This is a genomic window from Brevibacillus sp. B_LB10_24, assembly GCF_046036945.1.
GTDB lineage: Bacteria > Bacillota > Bacilli > Brevibacillales > Brevibacillaceae > Brevibacillus_C.
The window spans coordinates 19,876-41,223 of the sequence record NZ_JBJQOQ010000040.1 but is presented as its reverse complement, the minus strand read 5'-3'; the positions used below and the strand labels follow the sequence as shown (position 1 = coordinate 41,223).

Below are 21,348 nucleotides of genomic sequence, written 5' to 3'. Positions count from 1 at the left end.
GAGTACCGTGTTTTAGTTGCCTGTTTGCGACATAGCGGAATGCTCGATCGGGATGATCGGCGCAGGGGACTCAAGGCCAAACAGTTCCTGCCGTTTCTGTTCGATCCGCTGTTGCAGCACTGCCTTTTTCTTTGCCAGGTCCTGCAGACGCTCCTCATGCAGCCCCAGGCTGTGAGCATATGTTTTCACACGAATTTTGATCGAGCCGCTCGGCTTGTTGGCGTCAATGTCGTGCAGCGCGGAGTACGGCGTCCCTGCCGTCGAGATGATCGAGTCGATCAGCCCGTACGTAGGGGCGTCGTGTCCGCATTTAAAACTGGACAAGTCGAGCACGGCGATATTGGGGTGACGCGCGGCAAACTTCGCTGCCCAGACCTTTTGCACGCTGTTGGAGCTGAAGTTCTCCGGCCAGACGTCCGTTACTTCCAATGCGCACTGAACGCGCCCGCGTTCGATATCGCCCTGGAAAAAGCGTCGCAGCCACTCCTCGTCTTTGGGGATGGAGCGCATCGAGAGGATCGGGTAACCCAGCACCTGAAACTCTTCCAGAATCCCGTGATTGAGACCGGGATCGGAGTGATAGGGCCGGCCGATCATCAGGATCGCCAGGCGATTCTCCTGTTCGACTTGTTCCAGAATCGCCTTTCCCTTCTCCTGCATCTCGGCGTCAAACATCTCCAAGGCCTGCCACCCTTGGTCGACAGCAAAATCGCTTTCGTCCTCCGTCACCTGCAAGGCATCCCGGAACGCTTCATACAACTGCTTCTTCATCAAGTGCCGCTCTGTAAAGGAAACGGCCGGATCCAGATAGGTGACGCCCCTCGTCTGAAAAAAGTCGATTTCCTTCGTAAAGGCGGCCTTGATCACGTTGGGAGCTCCCGCCACGATCGGACAGCTCGCCGAGTCCATCACATTGGACAAGTGGGTCGGGATATGGGTAATGCACGGAAAGACGATGTAATCCAGCGGCTTTCGCTCGTGGTGCTTGAACAACAAATTGTGAATGTGGGCTTGTGCTACCTTGGACGGATAGCAAGGGTCGATCGAGCCGTACTTTCCCCCCTCCAGCCACATCTCTTCACTGGTAAAATCGCTGAATACCACGTTGTTTTTGTCGATTCCCAGCGACTCGAAGTACGTCCGCCAGAACGGCGCTGTCGACCAGATGTTCAGGACGCGCGGAATCCCGATGCGGATCTTGCCCCGCTGCTCCATCGCCTCTTGGGATGAACGCTGAAAGCCGCGTTGAACCCTGGTCTTTTTCACTCGGCCCATCCCGAGCCAGCTGCGCACGACCCTGACATCCCAGGTCGGCATTTCCGGTTCGGGCAGCGGCTTGGGATCGTAAAAGTGCTGGTACATACGCTGGGCCTCGTACTCCACCAGGTTCGGGTAGTGTTTTTTCAGTTCTTGCCGCTTTTTCGTGAGCTGGATGACCGCTTCCTTGTTTTCCACCGTTCCTTTTTCGCAGCTGAAGCCTGAGATGTAGCGGGCGGTTTGCCCGTCCGGCGTTTGCGAGTCGATAAAGGTCCTGCTGCAGTGGTTGGGACAGAAGGTGCATCGTGTGGTTTCGTCGTTTCGGCTGACGTACTGCAGGTGAATGGCCGCATCCAATCCCAAAAAGGTGGAATACCCGCGCCGCTTTACGACCCTCAGCGTCTCCATCGCCGCCCCGATCGCCCCCGCTTCCCCTGGATGGGGATTGACGAATACCTCCGCGTCGGGAACGCGCTGCTTGATGTAATCGACTTGCGCCTTTACAGCGGCGAGATTGTACTGTGTGCCGCCCTGCAGCACGAACCGGCGTCCCAATTCGGCCATGCGCGGGATTTGCACGACGTACTGCCAGACATTCTTTGGCAAGACGAGCGCAAGTCCGGCCAGCAATTCCTCCTTCGAATACCCTTCCTTCTGAAAATTGACGCGGTCTGCATCCAGGAAGACCGCACATCCATAGGAGAATTTCGGAGAAAGGTCCGCCTTGAACGCCGTTTCCGCATACTCCTGGACGGGAATGCCAAACTGATCGGCCATCGCCTGCAGCAGCATGCCGTTCCCCGCCGAGCACTGGTTGGATAGTCTGAAATTACGGATGTCCCCGTTTTTCATAAAGAGGACTTTGATATCTTGTCCGCCGATATCGCAGATCACGTCCACATCGCCGAATTCGTGAACAGCGCTCATCATATGGGCTACCGTCTCGACGATGTTGACATCGGCTCTGAGCGTTTTTTCCAAGACGTCAGCGGCATATCCGGTGGCGCCGAATCCAATGATCTCAAGCCGGGCGCCTTGCTCCTTTACCCTCTCGCCGATTCGCTTCAGCATTTCCTTGGTATCTTCCAGGGGATTGCCTTTAGACAGCTGATACTCTTTGAGCAAAATCGTGCCATTTTCATCGACCAGTACGGCTTTGGACGAAGTGGAGCCGCCGTCCAGCCCGATGACCGCCCGTACCTCTTGGCCCGGCGTAAAGCTGGCAGGCGTAAAACGGGGAATGCTGTACTTCCCGCGGAATTCTTCCAATTCCTGCTCTTCGCTGACCAGGGGCGGCCCGGCATTCTCCCCTAATTTCGCTTTGCGGCCGTGGGCGATGAATTCCTTCAGCCCTTCAAGCCCGGTGTATGTACCGACGCCGGCCGGCTCATGCATGCCGTACATGACGGCGCCGTAAGCGGAGTAATACTGGGAGTTGTCCGGTACGAAGATCAAATCCTCAATCGGCATATCCCTGGGATAGTCGTACCCGCGTTCCTCCCAAGTGACTGGGATGCGCTTTCGCCAGCATTCTTGCAAGAAAGGCAGGTAAGTATTGGGACCGCCGAGCAAAAGCACGCGATGACGCAGCGTATTGCCGCGGGTGAGTACAGACAGGTTTTGCATGACGATCGCATCGGCGAGCGAACACATGATCTCGTCAGCAGGAATCCCGCTTTTGACCAGATTGACGATATCTGTTTCCGCAAACACGCCGCACTTGGCTGCCACATGGTGCAATTTGCTGTCGTTAAAGTGAAGCTTGCCCACTTCCTCCATCGGCATTCCCACTTTGATCATGCACTTGTCAATGGTCGCCCCCGTTCCGGACGCACACTTGTCGTTCATCGAGGTGAGGGCTTGTTTATCTCCTGTTTCTTCGTTTGCTTTAAAAATGATAATCTTCGCATCTTGGCCGCCGAGTTCTATCACGCTGCCAACATCAGGGTGAAGCTGCTCCACGGCCATCGTGACGGCATTCACTTCCTGGACAAACTTGGCGCCAATGTGCTCTACAATCGGTCCGGCCCCCGAGCCTGTCATAAAAACGCGGATATTTTCCTGGCTGACGTCGGCAAATTCGTTGCCGATCGTAATGAGAAACTCGAGGACTTTTTCTGCCTGTTTGGTATGGTGGCGTTGATAGTCCGACCAAAGGATCTCATTGGTCACAGGGTTGACCACGGTAGCCTTGACAGTAGTCGAACCGACGTCAATGCCGATAATCAAAGCTTTCAGACTGTTCATTTCGCTGTCCACTGCACCACGTCCTTATCCGCATAGATACATGTATATCCTTTCACGTGAATTTGTCATATATACACAGTGGTAACATCAAAAAACCAGAGGGCTCATCCAACAGCAAAAAGGCCAGGGACATCCATCCCTGACCCATTTCCGGTCAACCTGTATATATAACCCGCTCATCCCTTCATTCTATCTTCAATCTCTTTCATCCGTTTCTTCTGTCTGCAGGCATCATCGCGCTTCGTTGACCAGGGTGTATTGCTTAACATTTGTAAATCATGGATGATCGCCTTGTCGGAGGAAATGTGAATGTTTGACTTCGGGAATGCTTCCTTTAACTTCAGCGCTGCAGCCTTTTCTATGGATTTGAATCTAAGGCGGTTAAAGTTGCTTATTTTGATCCCGACATGCAGTTCTTTATCGATTTGGACAGCGACAGCATCGTCGACACCGGCCACTTGCTCCACCATGGATTTTACGGTTTTCTCCACATGAACATGACGGACAGGCGTCTCTTTGCATTCCGCTGCCGACGCAGCTTTGGTCTGCTGATTGGATTGTGTAGCGCAACCGGTTAACAGTACACACAGCGAAAAAACCAATGCCATGATACGCACAGTACATAACCCCCTAACCACAGTACCGTTAGCATTTCACTAAACTTGCAGATTATGGTTGGGAAATTTTTACATATTAAAAAGGAGGCAGCCGTTCTCAGTGGTCCCAATTTCGATCCATACCGAACATTTCCTTGTTATGGGGATGATCGTCGTCCTCCACTTGGATGGGTACATGTCCGATCCGGAACTTCTCGGCGAGAACGGCTTCTATTTTGCGAATCAAGGTCTGGGTCTCCCTTATAGTGGCATCAACGTTGACCTGGATGTGACCGCTCATTGCATTTCGATTGGACGTCAAACTCCATATATGCAGATCGTGTATATCTTTGACATCCGAAATTGAGCGAATCTCCTTTTCGACTTCTTCGAATGAAATGCCTGCCGGTGTTCCCTCCATTAATACCACATAAGTTTCTTTGATGATTGCGCCAGGCACCAAAAGCCACCAGGATCGCAATCAGGAGGCTCAGAATCGGATCGAGGATGTACCATTTCGTAAAGGACATGAGAACTGCGGCGACGATTACCGCAGCAGAAGCTGCGCCGATACCGGGTTCGTTCGGTTTGTTGACTCCCCGAGGAAGGTCGTAGTTGCTCACGTAGAGCGTGCTTCCGACGAAATGCAAGCTTGCCGGGAACTCCAGCGGCCCCTGATTATCGTTGCCGGCCACCTCTGCCACTTTGCCGTCGGATGTCACTTTGACGATGGAATTGCGTTCGTTCGCACATACGTATAGATCGCCTTTCGGACCGAAGGCGATGCCGTCTGCTCCGTACAGAAGCGGGTCTTTCGCCACGCGCTCCACCCGGCCGAATGTACCGTCTTCACTCACCTTGACCCGGTTGATCTCACCGGAGCTCGTATTGGCGATATAAAGGATTGGGGATTGGAATCTATATCATCCAATTGCCCGTTATTTTCGTCATCCACTTTCTCTATCAAGCGGTTTGTCGAATACGAACACGGTCATGGCGATATCCTCTTCGATATTGATGTCCGAAAAAATCCTCAAGATTTTCGCCTTCACCAACTGCTCCAGCTTTTGTATAACCTCAGGATCGTTGTAGATGTTCTTCACCAGCTTCGTCCGCGCTTCGTGAACCATCCGTCTGCCGTCCTTCGAACCAATCATAAACTTTTCGACATTCGTCAGGTTCCCCTTCATCTCACTGATCGCCCAGGAGTCGACGAAACGAGTCAGAATCTCTTTCGGGCCGTTTCCTACATGCTCTTTTCTGATCTCCCGAACCAGCATGCTGAATTCGTGCTCCAGGTTTTTGGCCATGCGATTTCCCTCCTTTTGCAACTGCCGCGAGGTCAGTCCTTCAAGCCTTCCCCTACACCTTTCAGCAGGTTGATGCCAAATGCGACCGCTCGATTGACGTCAGGATCGCGCAGGGCTTTGATCAAATCGAAAATGCCAATCGCCGCTTCCGCGCGAATCCCCTCTTCCGCCTTTTGCAGCCCTTTCGCCAACCCGCTCATCAGCTTTTTCGTCGTCTCGGGATTCATCGCCGTTAACTCCCCGGCAGCAGCCATCGCATTGTTGATCATATTGGTGACAGGGGGGCGTCCTACTTGCCCCACGACGATTTTGGCAATCTCTTCTTTCGCTTCGACGGCGGCGTTGAGCGCCCCGAGAATCCCGCTTTTGTGGAGCTCCTGAAGCAGTTTGATCGTCTCTTGGATGCCGTCGGCGTTTTGCCCAAGTACTTCCATGACACTTTCCACAGCTTGGTCCTGTCTTTCTTTTTCGGTGACAGGCGTTCTCGCGATATGGGTGATTGGTTTTGCCATTATTTTCTCCCTCCCGTTACATTAACATCTGAGATCGGCTCATAATCGGCTCTTGCCCACTTGCGTTCTACTTGGACCCCCAGCTGCGGATTTCGCTTGGCGAAACGAGGATTGTACCTGGGAAGCGGAATCGTTCCTTTTTCCTCGAGGATCTGCATCCGAACCTTCACCTGTTTGTAGGCCGGGGTATGCGTCTGCACGTCAAACCCGCCTCCGGTGAGCAGATTAACGGCACTTTCATGACTTGCCGAGTGCATCGGAACGTAGATGTCTTTCCCTCGCATGCGGTCGGTCACGAGTGCGTGAAGCTTGATTCGCCCATAAGGGGATTCCAGGCGTACGAGCGTTCCGTCCTGGATCCCCCGCTCCGCGGCCAATTCCGGCGAGACCTCCACAAACACCTTCGGGAGCTTGTATTGGAGACCTGCGGATTTGTTGGTAAGGTTTCCTTCGTGAAATTGTTCCAGCAGACGGCCGTTGTTCAGCGTCAAGTCAAATTCTTCCGGAAACTCCATGGGAGCGACGTAATCAAAGAGCGCCAGCCGGGCCTTTTTATCCGGAAAGTTGAAGCCCTTGGTATGGAGAAGCGGCGTATTGCTTCCGTCCGGCGAACCCCAATGGAAGCTGTTCCAACCTTCCAAAACGTCGTAATTGCATTGCGAGAAGAACGGCGTGAGCGACGCCATTTCTGCAAAAATATCGCTTGGATGGCTGTAATCCCAATCGAACCCCATCCGCTTCGCCAACTGGCTGAAAATCCACCAGTCCGGTTTGCTGTCGCCGACAGGGTCGAGCGCTTGATATAGCCGCTGCACACGTCGTTCGGTATTGGTAAACGTGCCGTCTTTTTCAAGCGAGGGCACCGCGGGCAAAATAACGTCGGCAAATTCTGCCGTCTTGCTGAAGAAAACGTCCTGTACCACGAGAAAATCAAGCTTGGCCAGCATTTCTTGGGTATGGTTGGAGTCGGAATCTACCCATGCCATGTCTTCGCCGGCGATGTACATGCCCCGAAGCTCGCCCCGGTCTACCGCCTCCAGCATTTCAATATTGTCCAAACCGCGTTTTCCAGGGATCTTTACTCCGTAGGCCGCTTCAAATTTGGCGCGAATCTCGTCATCTGTCACCCGCTGGTAACCCGGAAAAATATCCGGCATGGTTCCCATATCTGCGGCCCCTTGAACGTTATTGTGTCCGCGAAGGGGATAAGCGCCGGCGCCCGGACGCATAAAGTTGCCGGTGATGAGGAGCAGATTGGCAATGGCCGTGGACGTATAGGAGCCGGCCACGTTTTGCGTGACGCCCATGCCCCAGCAAACGGCGGTTCCGTCTGCATCCCGGATCATTTCGGCAATTTGGATGATCGTTTCTTTTGAAATGCCGGTCTCTTGTTCGGCGAACTCCAGCGTATACCTCTCCAGCAATTTCACGTATTCCGGGAAGAAGTTCACATGTTCATCGATGAAAGCCTGGTCGTGCCAGTTTTGATCGATCATGTACTTGGCAACGGCTGACAGCCAGACATAATCCGTTCCTTGTCTCGGCCGAATGAACAAATCCGCACGGTCCGCCATTTCATGCTTGCGCAGGTCGACCGTAATCAGCTTTTGCCCGTGCAATTTCTGTGCACGTTTGACTCGGGTGGCAAGTACGGGATGTGCTTCTGCTGTAGCGGACCCGATGATAATCACCAGCCCTGCCTGTGCGATGTCTTGGATTGTACCTGAATCTCCGCCAATTCCTCCTGTCTGCTGAAGCCCCCAAGATGCCGGAGACTGACAGTAGCGAGAGCAGTTATCGACGTTATTGGTTCCGAATACTTGACGGGCCAATTTTTGCATCAAGTAGTTTTCTTCATTGGTGAACTTGGATGAGGAAATAAATCCCAACACATCTCCTCCATAGGTTTCTTTTAGGGAACCCAGTTTGCGTGCAACCAGACTGAGAGCCTCTTCCCAGGTCGATTCCACAAATTCGTCACCCTGTCGAATGAGCGGTTTCGTTATGCGCTCTTCACTGTTGACGAAATCCCACCCGAATTTCCCCTTCATACACGTCGAGATTCCGTTGACGGGCGCTTCCGGAGAAGGTTCGATTTTCAAAATTTTACGCCCTTTCGTCCAGACTTCAAATGAGCAGCCGACACCGCAGAAGGTACAAACTGTTTTTGTTTTCTTGGTCCGCGTCTCCCGCATGGCCGCTTCCATTTCCGAAATGGCAAAAATGCTGCTGTAGCCGGGTTCAACCTCCTTAATCAGGTCGATCATCGGATTCAACAGTTCTTGATCAAGACCGCTCATAAACCCCGCTTCGCCAAGCATCGATTTTTCCATCAGCGCATTGCAAGGGCAGACGGTTACACACTGGCCGCAAGAGACACATGACGACTCGTTTATCGGTTTGTCGTTATCCCAGATGACCCGCGGAATCTCTCGTTCCCAATCGATGGTGAGCGTTTCATTCACCTGCAAATCCTGGCAGACCTCTGTGCATCGCCCGCAGAGGATGCACTGATTGGGATCGTAGCGATAGAAGGGATGTGACATGTCTACCTCGTAGCCTTTTTCCCGGAACGGACGTGTCTGATGCTCGATTTCCAGCAGCTCCGCCGTATTGTGGACCCGGCAGTTTCCATTGTTGTTGTCGCAGACGGTGCAGTACAGCATGTGGTTTTCCAAAATCCGGTCCATCGCCTCCGTCTGGGCCCTCTTTGCCCGCTCGGAAGCAGTGAGAATGTTCATCCCGTCTTCGATATAGGTCGAACATGCACGCATGATCCTGCCGTCGATTTCACACATACACGTGTCGCAAGTCTGGATCGGCCCCAGTTCGGGGGAATAACAAATATGCGGATGTTCGATCCCCTGCTGAAGAAGGTAGTCGAGAACGCGTGTGCCTGCTTCTGTATCGTGCTTTGCTCCATTGACTTGAAAACTCGCTTTTTTCATCATTAAGACCTCCTGTTTACTATAAAAGCCCACCATAAAACAACTTGTGCACATCAGATGCACAAACTGTTTTATGGTGGGCTAACACTTGGCAACGAATGATACCAGTTATCCATCCCGCCATAGATCCTGGGGGTGATCAGGATGTGATCAGCAAATGGTTTTTACCACACATCAATGATCTGACAATTCATTATAGCACAGAATGGAAATGCCTGCGCTATTTTGTATAACGAACGATATCCTGCTTTTGCCGATTCACGACAATTGAAAAACATCCGGGCGGCTGTAATGACCCACCACATCGAAGTCCCGGCTGCCGACGCGTGTGCCAAAATACAGTCCCCGCGGATACCCCGGCAGAAACACCTCGGGAAATACGATGAGTTGAGCCCTTTACCGAGCGGCTTCCTTCGTCATGCTTGTGATTTTGTCCATGGATGATTGCTTGTCAAAAAGAACCGGCGAAGATTGGATGACCGCAACACGAACATTCCTTTTTTCATTTCCGTAATCTCCCCCTCAGTGTAGACATACTTAAAACAAACCATCCAAAAGGCCGCTTTCATCACCAGCCGCTTTGTCTGCATTGGATGATAAAAAAGCTTGAACGATTGGATGGTTGCGAATCTACAGAAAGCCTTTATAATGAATTCAGGAAAAATACAAAAAAAGAAAGCAGAAGGACCCAGCTGCCAGTCGCACACTTTGAGAGGAGTATTAATTGTACGTGAACAGTCAAAACATATCGGCAGGAATATTGTCAGCATTAATGGCTTGCACAGGCGGAGCCATTTTAGTCATGAATATAGGCAATGTGTCAGGATTAAGCCAGGCGGAACTCGTCTCATGGCTATCTATTATTTATTTGGTAGGCGGCAGTCTTAATATTTTGCTGTCACTATGGTATAAAATACCGATTGCAGGTGCCCATTCCATTACGGCAGCCGCTTTTTTAAGCACAGCGGCTGCCCCATTTTCGTCGCAGGAACTAGCAGGAAGCTTTTTGATGGCAGGCGGATTAATCGCTCTGCTTGGTTTTTCGGGAATCTTTAAAAAAATATTGGAACTGATCCCAAAACCGTTGATCGATTCGATGCTCGCAGGGCTGATTCTCAATTATGCCGTTCAAATCGTGCCTGCTTTCAAAGAGGCCCCTTTTGTAGCAGGATTGGCCATCCTGGGATTTTTCCTTGTTCCTAAAATTTCCAGATCCATCCCGCCGCTGCTTGGCGTTCTTGTCTTTGGCGTTCTGGGCCTTTTTCTTGGATATGATTTTCCGATGGCAGCAGAGGCGCCATTTACCTTGCCGCATTTTGTCATACCGGCCTTTACAGCCCAAGGTTTCTTGTCCATTTCCATTCCAGTCGCCGTGCTGATTTTGAGTAACGATATTGCTGTTGCTCTGGCTGCACTGAAAAAAAACGGATTTGACCCGCCTATCAATAAGGCGATTGCCATTTCCGGAGTAGGAACATCGTTTGTCAGCCTGTTCGGAGGACATTCCGCCAATATCGGGGGCATGATGACTGCACTTTGCAGCAGCGATGAGGCAGGCCAAAAGGAATACCGCTTCTGGGCAGCCGTCATTTCAGGCTCGGCAGTTGCCTTGTTTGGATTGTTCGCCTGGAAAATCATTGTTATCCTTGCTTTGCTGCCCGGATTTTTCATTACTCTGATAACCGGATTTTCCTTGTTGGGCGTGTTACTGAGCAGTCTGCAATCCGCCTTCAGAGCGTCTCATTATCGGTACTCGGTCTTGTTTGCCTTTATCATTGCCATTTCGAACGTATCGTTTCTGGGTATATCGTCGGCTGTCTGGTCCTTGGTGGTTGGCGGCATCGCGGCCAAGCTGCTGGGCGAAGGAAAGGTTCAGGAAAGGTCTGAAACAGTACGGCAAAAGAAAGCTGTCTAACAGGAGTTGATCTGTGACGGCTTTTTTCCGTACACGCAGAGCCGGCTATTTGATACGAAAAGGAGGAACCGTGCTCCCATCTTTGAATCGAATGGGACATGTCCTCCTTTCCTTTTGGCGATTAACTGTACTGTTGTGACGAACCGATCTGTGCGTCGATGTTCGAAGTCCGTCCATACATCGACGCGAAATACTGCACCGCCGCATTGGCAATCTCGATGTCTTGGGCGCTGCTTCCCCCGCTGACACCAATTCCGCCGACAATACGTTCCCTATAAACGAGCGGTATGCCTCCTCCCAGAATGACAACTCTGCCGAAATTGGTCGTGTTCACCCCGAACGTTGGACCGCCCGGCTGCGCTGATTGTGCCAGGTTTGCTGTCGGCATTTGCATGCTTACGCTCGTCCAAGCTTTGTTCTTGGAAATTTCAATGCCGGCGATGCGGGCCTGGTCCATACGGGTAAACGCGACCAGGTTCCCGCCGTCGTCTACGATCGCAATATTGCTGGAGAGTCCCATCTGACGAGATTTTTGTTCGGCAACCGCGATTAATCGCTTGGCAGTTTCCAAAGTAAGCCTTACCAAGTTCTCACTCCCCTCCCATACTGCTACAGGATATGGCGACGGTACAAATGCCGTGCATACTCATGACCTTGGCGGCAGCTGCCTTGTCAGGGAGGATATTATGTTCACTTGCTTTTGTCGAAGCTGCGCAAGGCATCAGAGAAGCGGGACATGGCTTGGTAAATCTGCTCACCATCAGCCCGTCCAAAAGTAAATCGAGCGCAGCCTTTCTGTGTCCCAAAAATACTTCCCGGAACGTAAACAACACCTCTGCGGATCGACTCCCGCAACAACAGCTGCTCATCGATATCCTCCTTTACTCTGCACCAGATGTGAATCCCGCCTTGTGGCTTTAGAAACTCCACCTGGTCATCCAGCAGGTCATACAGCGAGAAGACGATTTTGTCCCGGTTATACACCAGTTCGTCACGAAGCTTTTGCAGGTGCAGCGAAAAATCCTGCGAAGACAAAAACTGATTCGCGATCCACTCGGGAATGATGCTATGTCCAAAATCAATCTGCTGTTTGGCATCCGCCAAGCGTTCAATGACTTTTTGCGGGCCAAGGATCCAGCCGATGCGCAGTCCGGAAGCCATGATTTTGCTCAGCGAACTGATGTAGAGAACAGAACCGCTCTCATCCATCGATTTTAATGTGGCGACATCGATATCTCCAAACGCTGTTAAACTGTACGGATCATCCTCGACGATCGGGATTCCGTAGTAGGAAGAAATCTCCAGGATTCGCCTCCTACGTTCCAGGGAGAGATACGAGCCATTTGGATTTTGAAAATTGGGATTAAGAAATACCATTTTGATGCGATGTTTCTTATACAGTTCAACCACATCATCCGGTTGGATCCCCTGTTCATCGACCGGCAGCAAAAAGGCTCTTATCCCGGCAGATTTAAATAAAGGCAATGAGTAACAATAGGACGGGTCTTCAATCGCGATCGCATCACCCGGTTGGAGCAAGCACTGGACGATCAGGTATAGCGCCTGCTGTGCCCCTGAAGTGATGAGGATCGAGGAAGGGGTTGCCGAAATGCTTCTGTATTCTTTCATGTGTACGGCAATGGTTTCACGCAATTGCAGACTGCCTTGAGGATGATCGTAGCCGACATGGTAATTGAAATCTTGAGTCGACATGATCTTACGAAAATATCGGGAAGCAGACAAATCGGGTGAAAGTTCTCCGCTCGCCAGATCGATCAGGTCAAGATCGTACGTCTCTTTTCGGATGGTTCGCACCACTTTTGTGTTCGGCAGAAAAGACCCCGTTTCAATTAGTTTTTCCCAGTTCGGAACCCGTTTGCTGGCGCTTCCCCAAATGTTTCTGCTGACGATCGTGCCTTTTCCCTGTACGCTTTCAACAATGCCCAATGAACGTAATTCTTCATAGGCAGCAACAATGGTCGAACGGTTCACCTGCAGTTCCTTGGCAAGCAAGCGTTCGGAAGGGAGCAGGCTTCCCGCAGGAAATTCTCCATTGGCGATTCGCTGTTCAAGGTATTGGGCAATTTGCTTGTAAACGGGTATGCGACTTTCACGATTGGGCTTCCAATCCATGTTATTTGTTCACTTCCTTCCCTACACCCTGCGTTCCTCCAATAGACTGTCCCCTGCAAATGGACAAAGGATCTGTTTGTTCATTTGCAGGGGGCATCCGTATGAACCGCCATTACCGGTGAAACACATCTTGCAAAGCCGGGTAAAGCATGAGGTATCGTTCGTACTTTTTCTGATACATCTGGCTCAATCCCTTGTCCGGAACGTAACGATCAAACGGCTGACTGGCCAGTCTTGTCCTGGCAAACTGCTCGTAGCTTTCGCTCCAGCCTAGACGGATAAACCCGGCGGCGGCACAGCCGAGTGCCGGGAGAAATTGCGCTTCTTGCGGTACGATTACTTCCATCCCGGTGATGTCGGCAAAGATTTGATTCCATACCCGGCTTTTGGTTCCCCCGCCAATCAAGACAAGCCTGTTGGAACGGTTCGAGACCGACAGCAGTTCCATGACTTGTCGCATCGCCATTGCCACACCTTCCAGTACAGCGCAGCTCATCTCCGCCCTGGTCGTCCTGGAAGTCAAGCCGATGAAGCAGCCGTTTGCCAGCGGATCGTTGACCGGACAGCGTTCCCCGTTCAAATACGGCAGGAAGACGGCACTGCTGTGAGAGCGGTCGCACGCCGCCATTTCTTGCTCAAGCTCGGTGAAAGCTGCCGCTTCGTCTGCTTCACCTTCCGCCCCGCGGCCGCCGAAGACGGACAGTGCCCATTTGTGGGCACTTCCAGCGTTAGAGAGTGGAGTGATGGCGATCAGCAATCCGGACGCCACATGGGCGAGATGGAACCCGCCTCCTCCAATGAAACCGACCTGGTCCGTCGTAGCGGCTACCCAGCCGGATGTGCCTAAATACGCATAGACGTCACCTGGTTCTGTCACTCCCGCCCCGATCGTCGTCGCACCGGCATCGCCAATGCCGCAAAGTACAGGGGTATGGACAGCAAATCCGGTAGCTGCCGCCGCTTCCGGCAGGACGTGTCCAGCAATGCTGTCGGTCGAGAGAAGCTCCGGCATTTTCCCGCTGTCTAAGCCAAACTGGTGGAACCATACCTCACTCCACTGCCGAGTGGACAGGTCCATGGCCCCAGATGTTGCGCCAGTGGTCGGGTCAGCCACATTGCGGCCGGTCAGTTTTCGAATCACGTAATCTTTTGAACTGATCAGAAAGCTTGCCGTTTTCTCGTAGCCTGCTCGCTCTTGTTCCATCAGCCAGAGGATTTTCGGAAACGTCAGCGAGCCGTCCATATGATTGCCTGTGACCTGGCGGATCTTGTCCTCTCCCAGTTCAGCAGCGATTCGCCCCGCCTGCTGTCCTGCCCGTACGTCTGTGTACAAAATGGCCGGTCGAACCGGGTTGCCCATCCCGTCAATGGGAATACAGTCCTGCATCTGGCCGCTCATGGCGATCAGCTGCACATCGGCCGGATTGATGCCGGACGCCCACCACGATTGGGCGATGGCGACGACCGCCTCGTACCACTGGTCCGGATCCTGTTCGATCGTCTGCACCTCCCCTTCCTGGCCGTATTCTGTCCGCAGAGAGATCGTCGTTTCCTCGTGAATCGTAGCGTGTTCCGACACGAGTATCCCTTTGGCGCTCGTCGTGCCGATATCGAATGAAGCGATGTATTTCATGGCGTCAACCCCCGTTTCTCCCAGCCTATCTAGCATGTCTTGCTATTACCTGCTTCCAAAGTGACGAACAGCCCCCGATAATGCGTTTGTGTGCGGATGACTTTGAAGCCCTCCCGCTGCAGCAATTCAACTGTCTTTCGATTCAGCTCGCAGCCGTCACATACGCGTTTCCACAGAGGCGTTACCCAATCCTGTATTTTGCCGATGACCGGGTGGTCCAGACGGACGTGTTCAAACAGGAGAATCTTTGCATCTGGTTTGCACACCCGTCTGATTTCCTGAAAAGCCCGCTCGGGGTCTGGAATGGTACAAAATACCAGCGTCGCTACTGCAGTATCAAAGGTATTGTCCGCAAACGGAAGATTCTCTGCTCCGCCGTCTATCACCTGAATCGGTACGCGACTCTCTCTTCTTCTGTTCATGGACTTGCTTCGCATACGCGGATTGGGTTCGATCGCGATTACTTCTTCTGCATGCTTATAATGCGGAAAGTTGAGTCCGGTGCCGGAGCCGATCTCCAGAACCGCTCCCGTCGCCTTGCTCACCAGTTCTTCGCGAATACCCCGCATGCCCCTTCGCTCCAAAGGATCCATCACCATGTCGTAGAAACGAGCAAACCATTCAGCCACGTCATTTCCCCCTTGGCTGTTTTCCGCAGATCGTTAGAACCCGTGTATACCATAACATCTTCAATCTTTCTTCGCGACCTGGGCTGTTGCCCTAACGTATTTTTCATACCACTTTTCCCATTCGGCCTTGCGGGACTCTATTGTCCTGCCATCCAACAGGGCAGAAATGACTTCGAGACATACATGCCAGCCGGCCAGATCTTTCGGGGTGTGATCCGTCATCACCTTGAGCTTCTCGATCAAGACCAGCAGACAGCCGTCTGCCTCTGGATACAGCTCGAAGCGAACGATGTCATCGCCCCAGGTGTATTCCAAAACCGAATGCATGGAAAGCTCCAGTATTTTCATATCAATAAAAGTGCCATTCTGCATGTCAAACTTGATCAATCCGCCTTCGCGAAGATCTTCTACCTGCAGCTCGGAGAACCATTTTGCCAGTTTCTCATTCTCTGTCAGAAACGCCCAGACTTCCTCGACAGAATGCCTGAAATGACGCTCAAATCGCGCGATATAACCGTCTTCCGTTTTCTTAATATCCGCCAGCATGGCTTTTCCTCCTATTCATTGGATCGAAGTCTCACTGCGTTTTAGCTTTGCTTCTGCACCACTTCGTCTTGCAAGCATACCCCGAATTCGTCGAATAACCCTTTGATTCCGGCATCAGTCAGCCGTACAGCCCGTCCGTCGGGGAAATGCTCGATCCACCCTAGCTCGAACAGCCGTCTTGTCAAGGCAGCCCCCAGGCTCCCCGCCAAATGGTGCCGGCGCTCGCTCCAGTCCAGGCATTTGCGGGCAAAAAAACGGCGGCTTTTAGGGTTCTGTTCCACATCCACCCCAAAATCCTGCAGTCGCTTTTTGCCGGCTTCACGCAAGACGTAATCTTTACCGGATTCCTCGATCAGCCCTAATTCCAGCAGCCGGTCGGTCAGAGCGACGCCGATTTTGCCCGCCAGATGGTCGTAACAGGTACGGGCAAAATGCAGGGCGTTCATCTGCTCTGACTCGCGGAGGGATTTCACCGGTTTGACAGGGGCAATGGCTTGCAGCGCTTCCAACGCGTGTCCAACCTCGCTGCTTGCCAGCCGGAAATACTTATGCCGGCCGTAGGTCTCATGCACAAGCAGGCCGCCTTCCACCATTTTGGCCAGGTGGGTACTGGCGGTTTGCGGTGAGATTCGGGCGGTACGGGCCAACTCGCTGGCTGGCATGGCTTTTCCTCCAAGCAGGCTGACAAGCATCGCGACGCGAGACGTGTCACCGATCAGAGCCGCTACCTTGGCAATATTGGGATTGGCACTCATATCCCGACACCCCCTGAAATAACATTCATACTTCGATCATAACCGAATCGTCATCATGATACAATTTCTGTATCATGATCTTGCTGAGGAGGAATGTATGAATCCTGTTTTGTACGGAATGCTCGTCGTCCTTGCCACCTCCCTGATGGGTTCTTCCTTTGCGGTAGGAAAACTGGGTTTGGCCTACATCTCGCCGCTGCTTCTCGTCGGCATCCGCTTTACGCTTGCCGGGGTGCTCATGGCTCTTTGGGTGAAAAAGAAGCGGCTGCCGACGTCCGGGCGCGATTGGGCGAGAGTGCTTTTGGTAGGACTTTTTCAGACCGCCGGAGTGATGGGCTGCATTTTTTTAAGCTTGCGAACGATTACGGCTGGTGAATCCTCCATTCTCACCTTTGTCAACCCGCTCATCGTCGTCATGTTTGGAACGTGGCTACTGAAGATGAAGTATCGGTTTTCCCAATGGGTCGGGGTTCTGATCGGATTTTTGGGAGTGGTGGTGACGCTCGGATTCCATCTGCAGATCCAGATCGGCACATGGCTGGGATTGGGTTCAGCGCTGTTCTGGGCAGCAGCTACGATCCTGGTGAAGAGATGGGGAGCCCGGTTTGACATCTGGGCGCTGACCGCATACCAGATGCTGTTCGGCGGACTTGTCTTGCTGCTGATGGGCGTGACCCTGGAGACCCCCAAATTGGTCATCACACCAGCGTCGATCGGGATCGTTCTCTACCTCGCGATATTGGGGTCGATTGTGCAGTTTGCCGCATGGTACTACCTGCTCAGTCAAGGCGATCCGGGAAAGACGAGTGCCTTCTTGTTTTTGGCGCCGTTTTTTGGCGTTTTGAGCGGATGGATGCTGCTCGGAGAAGTTGTCCAATGGCAAGTTTATGCGGGAGGTTTTTTCATTCTGATCGGAATTTTTCTCACAAACTGGACACCGACAAGCCAGAAACTCCAGCAGGCTAATGTGAAGTGAAACAATGCTGGCGGGTGGGGAAAGCAGCGGTCTTTCGTCAGGTCTTGATTCCGCAACGAAGACTGCTGCTGTCCACGAACAGTCCGACCCAGAAATAAAAAATTTTCTGCTTGCAAAAACTAATGTCATTAGTTTAAATTAAAACTAACGATATTAGTTTTCTGAAAAGAGGTTATTCTTCATGAAAATCACGCGACTGGGAGCATTGTACCAGCTTTCGTTTTTGCCACGTATTTTTCCCGTCAACTGCTATTTGGTCGAACAGGATGACGGGCTTACGCTGATCGACGCCGCCCTGCCATTTAGCAAGAACGGGATTCTTGATGCAGCCCGGCAGATCGGCAAACCGATCACCCGGATTGTCTTGACCCATGCGCACGACGACCATGTCGGATCGCTTGACGCGCTGAAGGAAACGCTGCCCGACGTCCCGGTCTACATCTCCGCCCGCGACGCCCGCTTGCTGTCCGGAGACGTTTCACTCGATCCCGGAGAACCGAATACGCCGATCCGCGGCGGAGTTCCCAAAAAGCTGAAGACGCGGGCAGACGTGACGCTCGCCGACGGAGATCGAGTGGGATCGCTGTTGGCAGTAGCCGTACCGGGCCATACGCCGGGGTCGATGGCGTTTCTCGATACGCGCAGCCGGGCTATGATCGCGGGTGACGCCATGCAGACAAGAGGCGGCACGGCTGTATCCGGGCAGGTCAAACCACTGTTCCCCTTTCCCGCACTGGCGACGTGGAACCGGCAAGCGGCACTGGCGAGCGCCCGCAAACTGAGGGAATGCCTCCCGACCCTGTTGGCTGTCGGACACGGGCGGATGCTGGATGATCCGCTTCAAGCGATCGACTCCGCCATTCTCACAGCAGAAAGAACCCTCGCTAAAAACGGGAAAGGAGCATAAATCATGTCACCTAGAATCGGATTGGATCAGACGACCCTGCTGCAAGCGGCTGCGGAGCTCGCTGACACACATGGCTTCGATCATGTCACGCTGGCCCTGCTCGCCAGGAAATTGAACATTCGCACTCCATCGCTTTACAACCATATCGACGGTCTGCCGGGATTGCGCAAGAAGTTGTCCGTCTACGGGTTGGCGCAGCTTTTTGAAAAACTGAGCCGCTCGGCAGCCGATCTCGCCGGCGACGATGCCGTCCGGGCCCTGGGGAAAGCGTATCTGGCCTTCGCACGCTCCCGTCCCGGCCTATACGAACTCACCCTGCGCGCAGCCGATCCCGGCGACCCGGAGATAGCGGATGCAGGCGAAAAAATCGTCAAGCTGATCGTGAATACCTTCAGTGCTTACGACTTGGCTGACGATGCCGCCCTCCACGCCGTTCGCGGACTGCGAAGCATTCTCCACGGCTTCGCATCGCTTGAGCAGAAGGGCGGGTTCGGCCTTCCATTGGATCTGGATAAAAGCTTTCAACTGCTGCTTGATGCTTTTTTGGCGGGCATTCACAAGATGCGTGATGATGAGGCCCCAAACGAAAGCCGGCAGCTGTAAGCGTCTACTTTTTACGCCTAAAAAATTGGCGGGAAGCGGTTTGAAACTCCTCGCTTGTAAACCGGTTCGTCTGGTGCATCACTTCCTGCTCCAGAACATCGCCCAGTGAGGAGTTCATCCCTTGCTGCATCAATTGTTTGGATATTCTGAATACGTCAAACGGTCCGCTTGCCACCTGCTGGGCCATCTCCATTGCCCGCTGCTCCAGTTGTTCTTCGGGCAGAACATGATTGACCAACCCCATGTCAAGCGCCTCATCGGCCGCTACAGGGGTGCCCAGATACAATAACTCCAATGCCTTCGCTCTTCCCAGCAGCTGCGGCAGCAGGTAATGCGAACCCAGATCGGGAATGAGACCCATCTGGGAAAACGAAAAGCGGATGCTCGTATCCGGGGCGGCCAGACGGATGTCACATAGCAGCGAAAGAGCGGCTCCTCCCCCTGCCGCATGTCCGTGCATACAGGCAATGGTAGGCAGCGGCAGTTCATACCAGCGTTGGGCAAACCAGTGAAACTTCGAGATATACGTCTTCAGGGCTTTTTTATCCTCCTGCGTTTTCGCTTGAAATGCAGCCAGATCCGCGCCGCTGCAAAAACTGCGACCCGCTCCGGAAAGAATGACGGCGCGATACGTCTCGGGGCAGCCCTTTTCAATTTCGCTTACCGCTTGATGCAATTCTGTGATCATTTCTTCATCGATGGCGTTTAATCTCTCCGGCCGATTCAAGGTGATCCACAAGATGCCAGGAACCGTCTGTTCCGCAAGAAGTGTACGAAACGCCTTCATCACATAACCCCTCTCATTTTCCTATAAGAAAAGCTTCTAAAAGATATCATGCTGCATCAGGATGCTGATTCACGGAAGCTTAAACAATCTGATACAGTAAGAAAAAGCAGCCGGACCTGAAATGCTCCAGACTGCTTTTTTCTTTTTTTCGCCCTTACTCTACCGGAATGGTCCAGCCGAAAGGATCGGGCTGAGTGCCGTTTTGTATGCTTGTCAAGGAGTCGTACAACTTCTTCGATAATTCGCCCGTTTCTCCGTTGTTGATGACCATTTTTTGCCCCTGCCAAAACAGTTCGCCGACAGGAGAAATAACGGCAGCGGTCCCCGTTCCGAATGCCTCTTCCAACGTGCCGTTTTCGTATGCTTGCTGCAGTTCCTCTATCGAGATTCTCCGTTCCGATACAGGAACGCCCCAGTGCCGGAGCAGCTGAAGGACAGAATCTCTGGTAATCCCGTCCAGAATACTTCCGTTCAATGCCGGGGTAATGACTTCTCCGTTGATTTTGAAGAAGACATTCATGCTTCCGACTTCTTCGATGTACTTTCTTTCAACGCCGTCCAACCACAGGACTTGGGAATACCCTTTATCGGTTGCTCCCTCTTGCGCCTTCAGGCCGGCTGCGTAGTTACCAGCTGTTTTTGCCGCTCCTGTCCCGCCCGGTACGGCACGTACGTAATGGTCTTCCACATAAATTTTAACCGGATGAATGCCTTCTTCATAGTACGAGCCAACTGGCGACATGATGATCATAAATTTGTAGTGGTTTGACGGATTGACGCCAAGCGTCGGTTCGGTCGCGATGACAAACGGCCGGATGTACAGGGACGTGCCTTCTGCCGCCGGTACCCATTCCTTGTCAATGCTCACCAATTTTTTCAAGGCCTCGATCAAGAATTCTCCGTCAAGCGGAGGAATGCTCAAACGATCATTCGAACGATTCAATCTTTTCATATTCATGTCCGGCCGGAACAAGAGAATCCGGTTTTCTTGGGTCCGGTATGCTTTCAATCCTTCGAACACGGTCTGACCGTAATGAAAAACCTTAGCGGCCGGGTCTAACGTAATCGGCTGATAAGGGACGATTCGCGGCTCATGCCACCCTTTTTCCGTTGTATAATCCAATATAAACATATGATCCGTATAGTACTTTCCGAATCCAAGTTTGTCGGGCTCTGGTATTGATTTTTTTTCCTCGCTAATCACAATTTCAAGCGAACGGTCCATCTAGGCTGCATCTCCTTGATTATATTCGTAAAAATCATTTCGTTTGCTTACATGCAAGTGTTGGTATTGTCTGAAATTTCCGCCATTCATTACCTAAAAAAAATGACTTACCATCGTCAAATTCAACCATTTACTTCCATCTGCATCATCGTGAAACCTGTTCATCCAAACTTATTCTCCTCTTCTCTTCCCTTTCTCCAAAGCTGCAGAAACACCGGTTTGGAAAAACCTCCGTGACTGTTTCCCGTTTTGGAGCTGTTTCCACCTTCTTGCTTTTGACATTAGGAATGGCGATTCATCTACCCAATAGTTTATACCTAATACAACCAAAATGCAATTATTCCCTGCTGCCCACCTAGACCAATCTTT

General features: G+C 52.3%; 19 protein-coding genes. 4 read left to right on the top strand and 15 right to left on the bottom strand.

The genetic code is table 11. The features are described 5' to 3' along the window. Positions 1–12 precede the first annotated feature (12 nt). The 7 genes from ACI7RC_RS24360 to fdhF all read right to left on the bottom strand — a co-directional run bounded on the left by ACI7RC_RS24360 (position 13) and on the right by fdhF (position 8,870). Entirely contained in the window at positions 13–3,504 is a 3,492-nt protein-coding gene (locus ACI7RC_RS24360; protein ID WP_408110781.1) for a BadF/BadG/BcrA/BcrD ATPase family protein, read from the bottom strand. A 176-nt stretch (positions 3,505–3,680) separates the two neighbouring features. Continuing rightward, positions 3,681–4,112 (bottom strand): YhcN/YlaJ family sporulation lipoprotein, encoded by a 432-nt coding sequence (locus ACI7RC_RS24355; protein WP_408110780.1) that lies wholly within the window; start codon positions 4,110–4,112, stop codon positions 3,681–3,683. Between the two features lie 106 nt (positions 4,113–4,218). Beyond that, positions 4,219–4,446, bottom strand: a complete 228-nt coding sequence (locus ACI7RC_RS24350) for a cation transporter dimerization domain-containing protein (protein ID WP_486303985.1) — start codon at positions 4,444–4,446, stop codon at positions 4,219–4,221. Further along, a complete protein-coding gene (locus ACI7RC_RS24345) occupies positions 4,373–4,957 on the bottom strand; it encodes a cation efflux transmembrane domain-containing protein (RefSeq protein ID WP_408110782.1) in 585 nt (194 codons plus the stop codon). The genes ACI7RC_RS24350 and ACI7RC_RS24345 overlap by 74 nt, the downstream gene beginning before the upstream one ends. A 90-nt stretch (positions 4,958–5,047) precedes the next feature. Continuing rightward, positions 5,048–5,410 (bottom strand): Na-translocating system protein MpsC family protein, encoded by a 363-nt coding sequence (locus ACI7RC_RS24340; protein WP_408110772.1) that lies wholly within the window; start codon positions 5,408–5,410, stop codon positions 5,048–5,050. 32 nt (positions 5,411–5,442) lie between these two features. Further along, positions 5,443–5,922, bottom strand: coding sequence for a helical membrane plugin domain-containing protein (locus ACI7RC_RS24335; protein WP_408110771.1), 480 nt, complete (start codon positions 5,920–5,922; stop codon positions 5,443–5,445). Next, positions 5,922–8,870 carry a formate dehydrogenase subunit alpha gene (gene fdhF / locus ACI7RC_RS24330; protein ID WP_408110770.1) on the bottom strand — a complete coding sequence of 983 codons (2,949 nt, stop codon included), beginning with the start codon at positions 8,868–8,870 and terminating at the stop codon, positions 5,922–5,924. The genes ACI7RC_RS24335 and fdhF overlap by 1 nt, the downstream gene beginning before the upstream one ends. 730 nt (positions 8,871–9,600) lie before the next feature. On the opposite strand from fdhF, the gene ACI7RC_RS24325 reads away from it, so the two are divergent. After that, entirely contained in the window at positions 9,601–10,785 is a 1,185-nt protein-coding gene (locus tag ACI7RC_RS24325; RefSeq protein ID WP_408110769.1) for a benzoate/H(+) symporter BenE family transporter, read from the top strand. Between the two features lie 121 nt (positions 10,786–10,906). Here ACI7RC_RS24325 and ACI7RC_RS24320 read toward each other — a convergent pair whose 3' ends face one another. The 6 genes from ACI7RC_RS24320 to ACI7RC_RS24295 form a co-directional block, all read right to left on the bottom strand. Continuing rightward, positions 10,907–11,371 carry a GlcG/HbpS family heme-binding protein gene (locus tag ACI7RC_RS24320; RefSeq protein ID WP_408110768.1) on the bottom strand — a complete coding sequence of 155 codons (465 nt, stop codon included), beginning with the start codon at positions 11,369–11,371 and terminating at the stop codon, positions 10,907–10,909. A gap of 104 nt (positions 11,372–11,475) precedes the next feature. Beyond that, positions 11,476–12,918 (bottom strand): aminotransferase-like domain-containing protein, encoded by a 1,443-nt coding sequence (locus ACI7RC_RS24315; RefSeq protein ID WP_408110767.1) that lies wholly within the window; start codon positions 12,916–12,918, stop codon positions 11,476–11,478. 112 nt (positions 12,919–13,030) lie between these two features. Then, entirely contained in the window at positions 13,031–14,551 is a 1,521-nt protein-coding gene (locus ACI7RC_RS24310; protein ID WP_408110766.1) for a xylulokinase, read from the bottom strand. 29 nt (positions 14,552–14,580) lie between these two features. Then, positions 14,581–15,180, bottom strand: coding sequence for a class I SAM-dependent methyltransferase (locus ACI7RC_RS24305; RefSeq protein WP_408110765.1), 600 nt, complete (start codon positions 15,178–15,180; stop codon positions 14,581–14,583). 60 nt (positions 15,181–15,240) lie between these two features. Next, positions 15,241–15,726, bottom strand: coding sequence for an SRPBCC family protein (locus ACI7RC_RS24300; protein WP_408110764.1), 486 nt, complete (start codon positions 15,724–15,726; stop codon positions 15,241–15,243). A 41-nt stretch (positions 15,727–15,767) separates the two neighbouring features. Further along, positions 15,768–16,481: an ArsR/SmtB family transcription factor gene (locus tag ACI7RC_RS24295; RefSeq protein WP_408110763.1), complete on the bottom strand. Its 714-nt coding sequence runs from the start codon at positions 16,479–16,481 to the stop codon at positions 15,768–15,770. Between the two features lie 97 nt (positions 16,482–16,578). On the opposite strand from ACI7RC_RS24295, the gene ACI7RC_RS24290 reads away from it, so the two are divergent. The 3 genes from ACI7RC_RS24290 to ACI7RC_RS24280 all read left to right on the top strand — a co-directional run bounded on the left by ACI7RC_RS24290 (position 16,579) and on the right by ACI7RC_RS24280 (position 18,967). Beyond that, a complete protein-coding gene (locus ACI7RC_RS24290) occupies positions 16,579–17,457 on the top strand; it encodes a DMT family transporter (protein WP_408110762.1) in 879 nt (292 codons plus the stop codon). A 181-nt stretch (positions 17,458–17,638) separates the two neighbouring features. After that, on the top strand, positions 17,639–18,364 hold the full coding sequence (locus tag ACI7RC_RS24285; RefSeq protein WP_408110761.1) for an MBL fold metallo-hydrolase: 726 nt from the start codon (positions 17,639–17,641) through the stop codon (positions 18,362–18,364). A 3-nt stretch (positions 18,365–18,367) separates the two neighbouring features. Further along, the gene (locus ACI7RC_RS24280; RefSeq protein ID WP_408110760.1) at positions 18,368–18,967 is read left to right on the top strand and encodes a TetR-like C-terminal domain-containing protein; all 600 of its coding nucleotides are present in this window, start codon (positions 18,368–18,370) and stop codon (positions 18,965–18,967) included. A 4-nt stretch (positions 18,968–18,971) separates the two neighbouring features. On the opposite strand, the gene ACI7RC_RS24275 is transcribed toward ACI7RC_RS24280, so the two are convergent. Next, positions 18,972–19,754, bottom strand: a complete 783-nt coding sequence (locus tag ACI7RC_RS24275) for an enoyl-CoA hydratase/isomerase family protein (RefSeq protein WP_408110759.1) — start codon at positions 19,752–19,754, stop codon at positions 18,972–18,974. A 154-nt stretch (positions 19,755–19,908) separates the two neighbouring features. Then, positions 19,909–20,979, bottom strand: coding sequence for a branched-chain amino acid aminotransferase (locus ACI7RC_RS24270; RefSeq protein ID WP_408110758.1), 1,071 nt, complete (start codon positions 20,977–20,979; stop codon positions 19,909–19,911). Positions 20,980–21,348 lie beyond the last annotated feature (369 nt).

Bases quoted from the DNA above. Each gene is read 5' to 3' on its own strand.
- ACI7RC_RS24360 (WP_408110781.1), bottom strand. From the start codon at position 3,504: ATGAACAGTCTGAAAGCTTTGATTATCGGCATTGACGTCGGTTCGACT.
- ACI7RC_RS24355 (WP_408110780.1), bottom strand. From the start codon at position 4,112: ATGGCATTGGTTTTTTCGCTGTGTGTACTGTTAACCGGTTGCGCTACA.
- ACI7RC_RS24340 (WP_408110772.1), bottom strand. From the start codon at position 5,410: ATGGCCAAAAACCTGGAGCACGAATTCAGCATGCTGGTTCGGGAGATC.
- ACI7RC_RS24335 (WP_408110771.1), bottom strand. From the start codon at position 5,922: ATGGCAAAACCAATCACCCATATCGCGAGAACGCCTGTCACCGAAAAA.
- fdhF (WP_408110770.1), bottom strand. From the start codon at position 8,870: ATGAAAAAAGCGAGTTTTCAAGTCAATGGAGCAAAGCACGATACAGAA.
- ACI7RC_RS24315 (WP_408110767.1), bottom strand. From the start codon at position 12,918: ATGGATTGGAAGCCCAATCGTGAAAGTCGCATACCCGTTTACAAGCAA.
- ACI7RC_RS24310 (WP_408110766.1), bottom strand. From the start codon at position 14,551: ATGAAATACATCGCTTCATTCGATATCGGCACGACGAGCGCCAAAGGG.
- ACI7RC_RS24300 (WP_408110764.1), bottom strand. From the start codon at position 15,726: ATGCTGGCGGATATTAAGAAAACGGAAGACGGTTATATCGCGCGATTT.
- ACI7RC_RS24295 (WP_408110763.1), bottom strand. From the start codon at position 16,481: ATGAGTGCCAATCCCAATATTGCCAAGGTAGCGGCTCTGATCGGTGAC.
- ACI7RC_RS24290 (WP_408110762.1), top strand. From the start codon at position 16,579: ATGAATCCTGTTTTGTACGGAATGCTCGTCGTCCTTGCCACCTCCCTG.
- ACI7RC_RS24285 (WP_408110761.1), top strand. From the start codon at position 17,639: ATGAAAATCACGCGACTGGGAGCATTGTACCAGCTTTCGTTTTTGCCA.
- ACI7RC_RS24280 (WP_408110760.1), top strand. From the start codon at position 18,368: ATGTCACCTAGAATCGGATTGGATCAGACGACCCTGCTGCAAGCGGCT.
- ACI7RC_RS24275 (WP_408110759.1), bottom strand. From the start codon at position 19,754: ATGAAGGCGTTTCGTACACTTCTTGCGGAACAGACGGTTCCTGGCATC.
- ACI7RC_RS24270 (WP_408110758.1), bottom strand. From the start codon at position 20,979: ATGGACCGTTCGCTTGAAATTGTGATTAGCGAGGAAAAAAAATCAATA.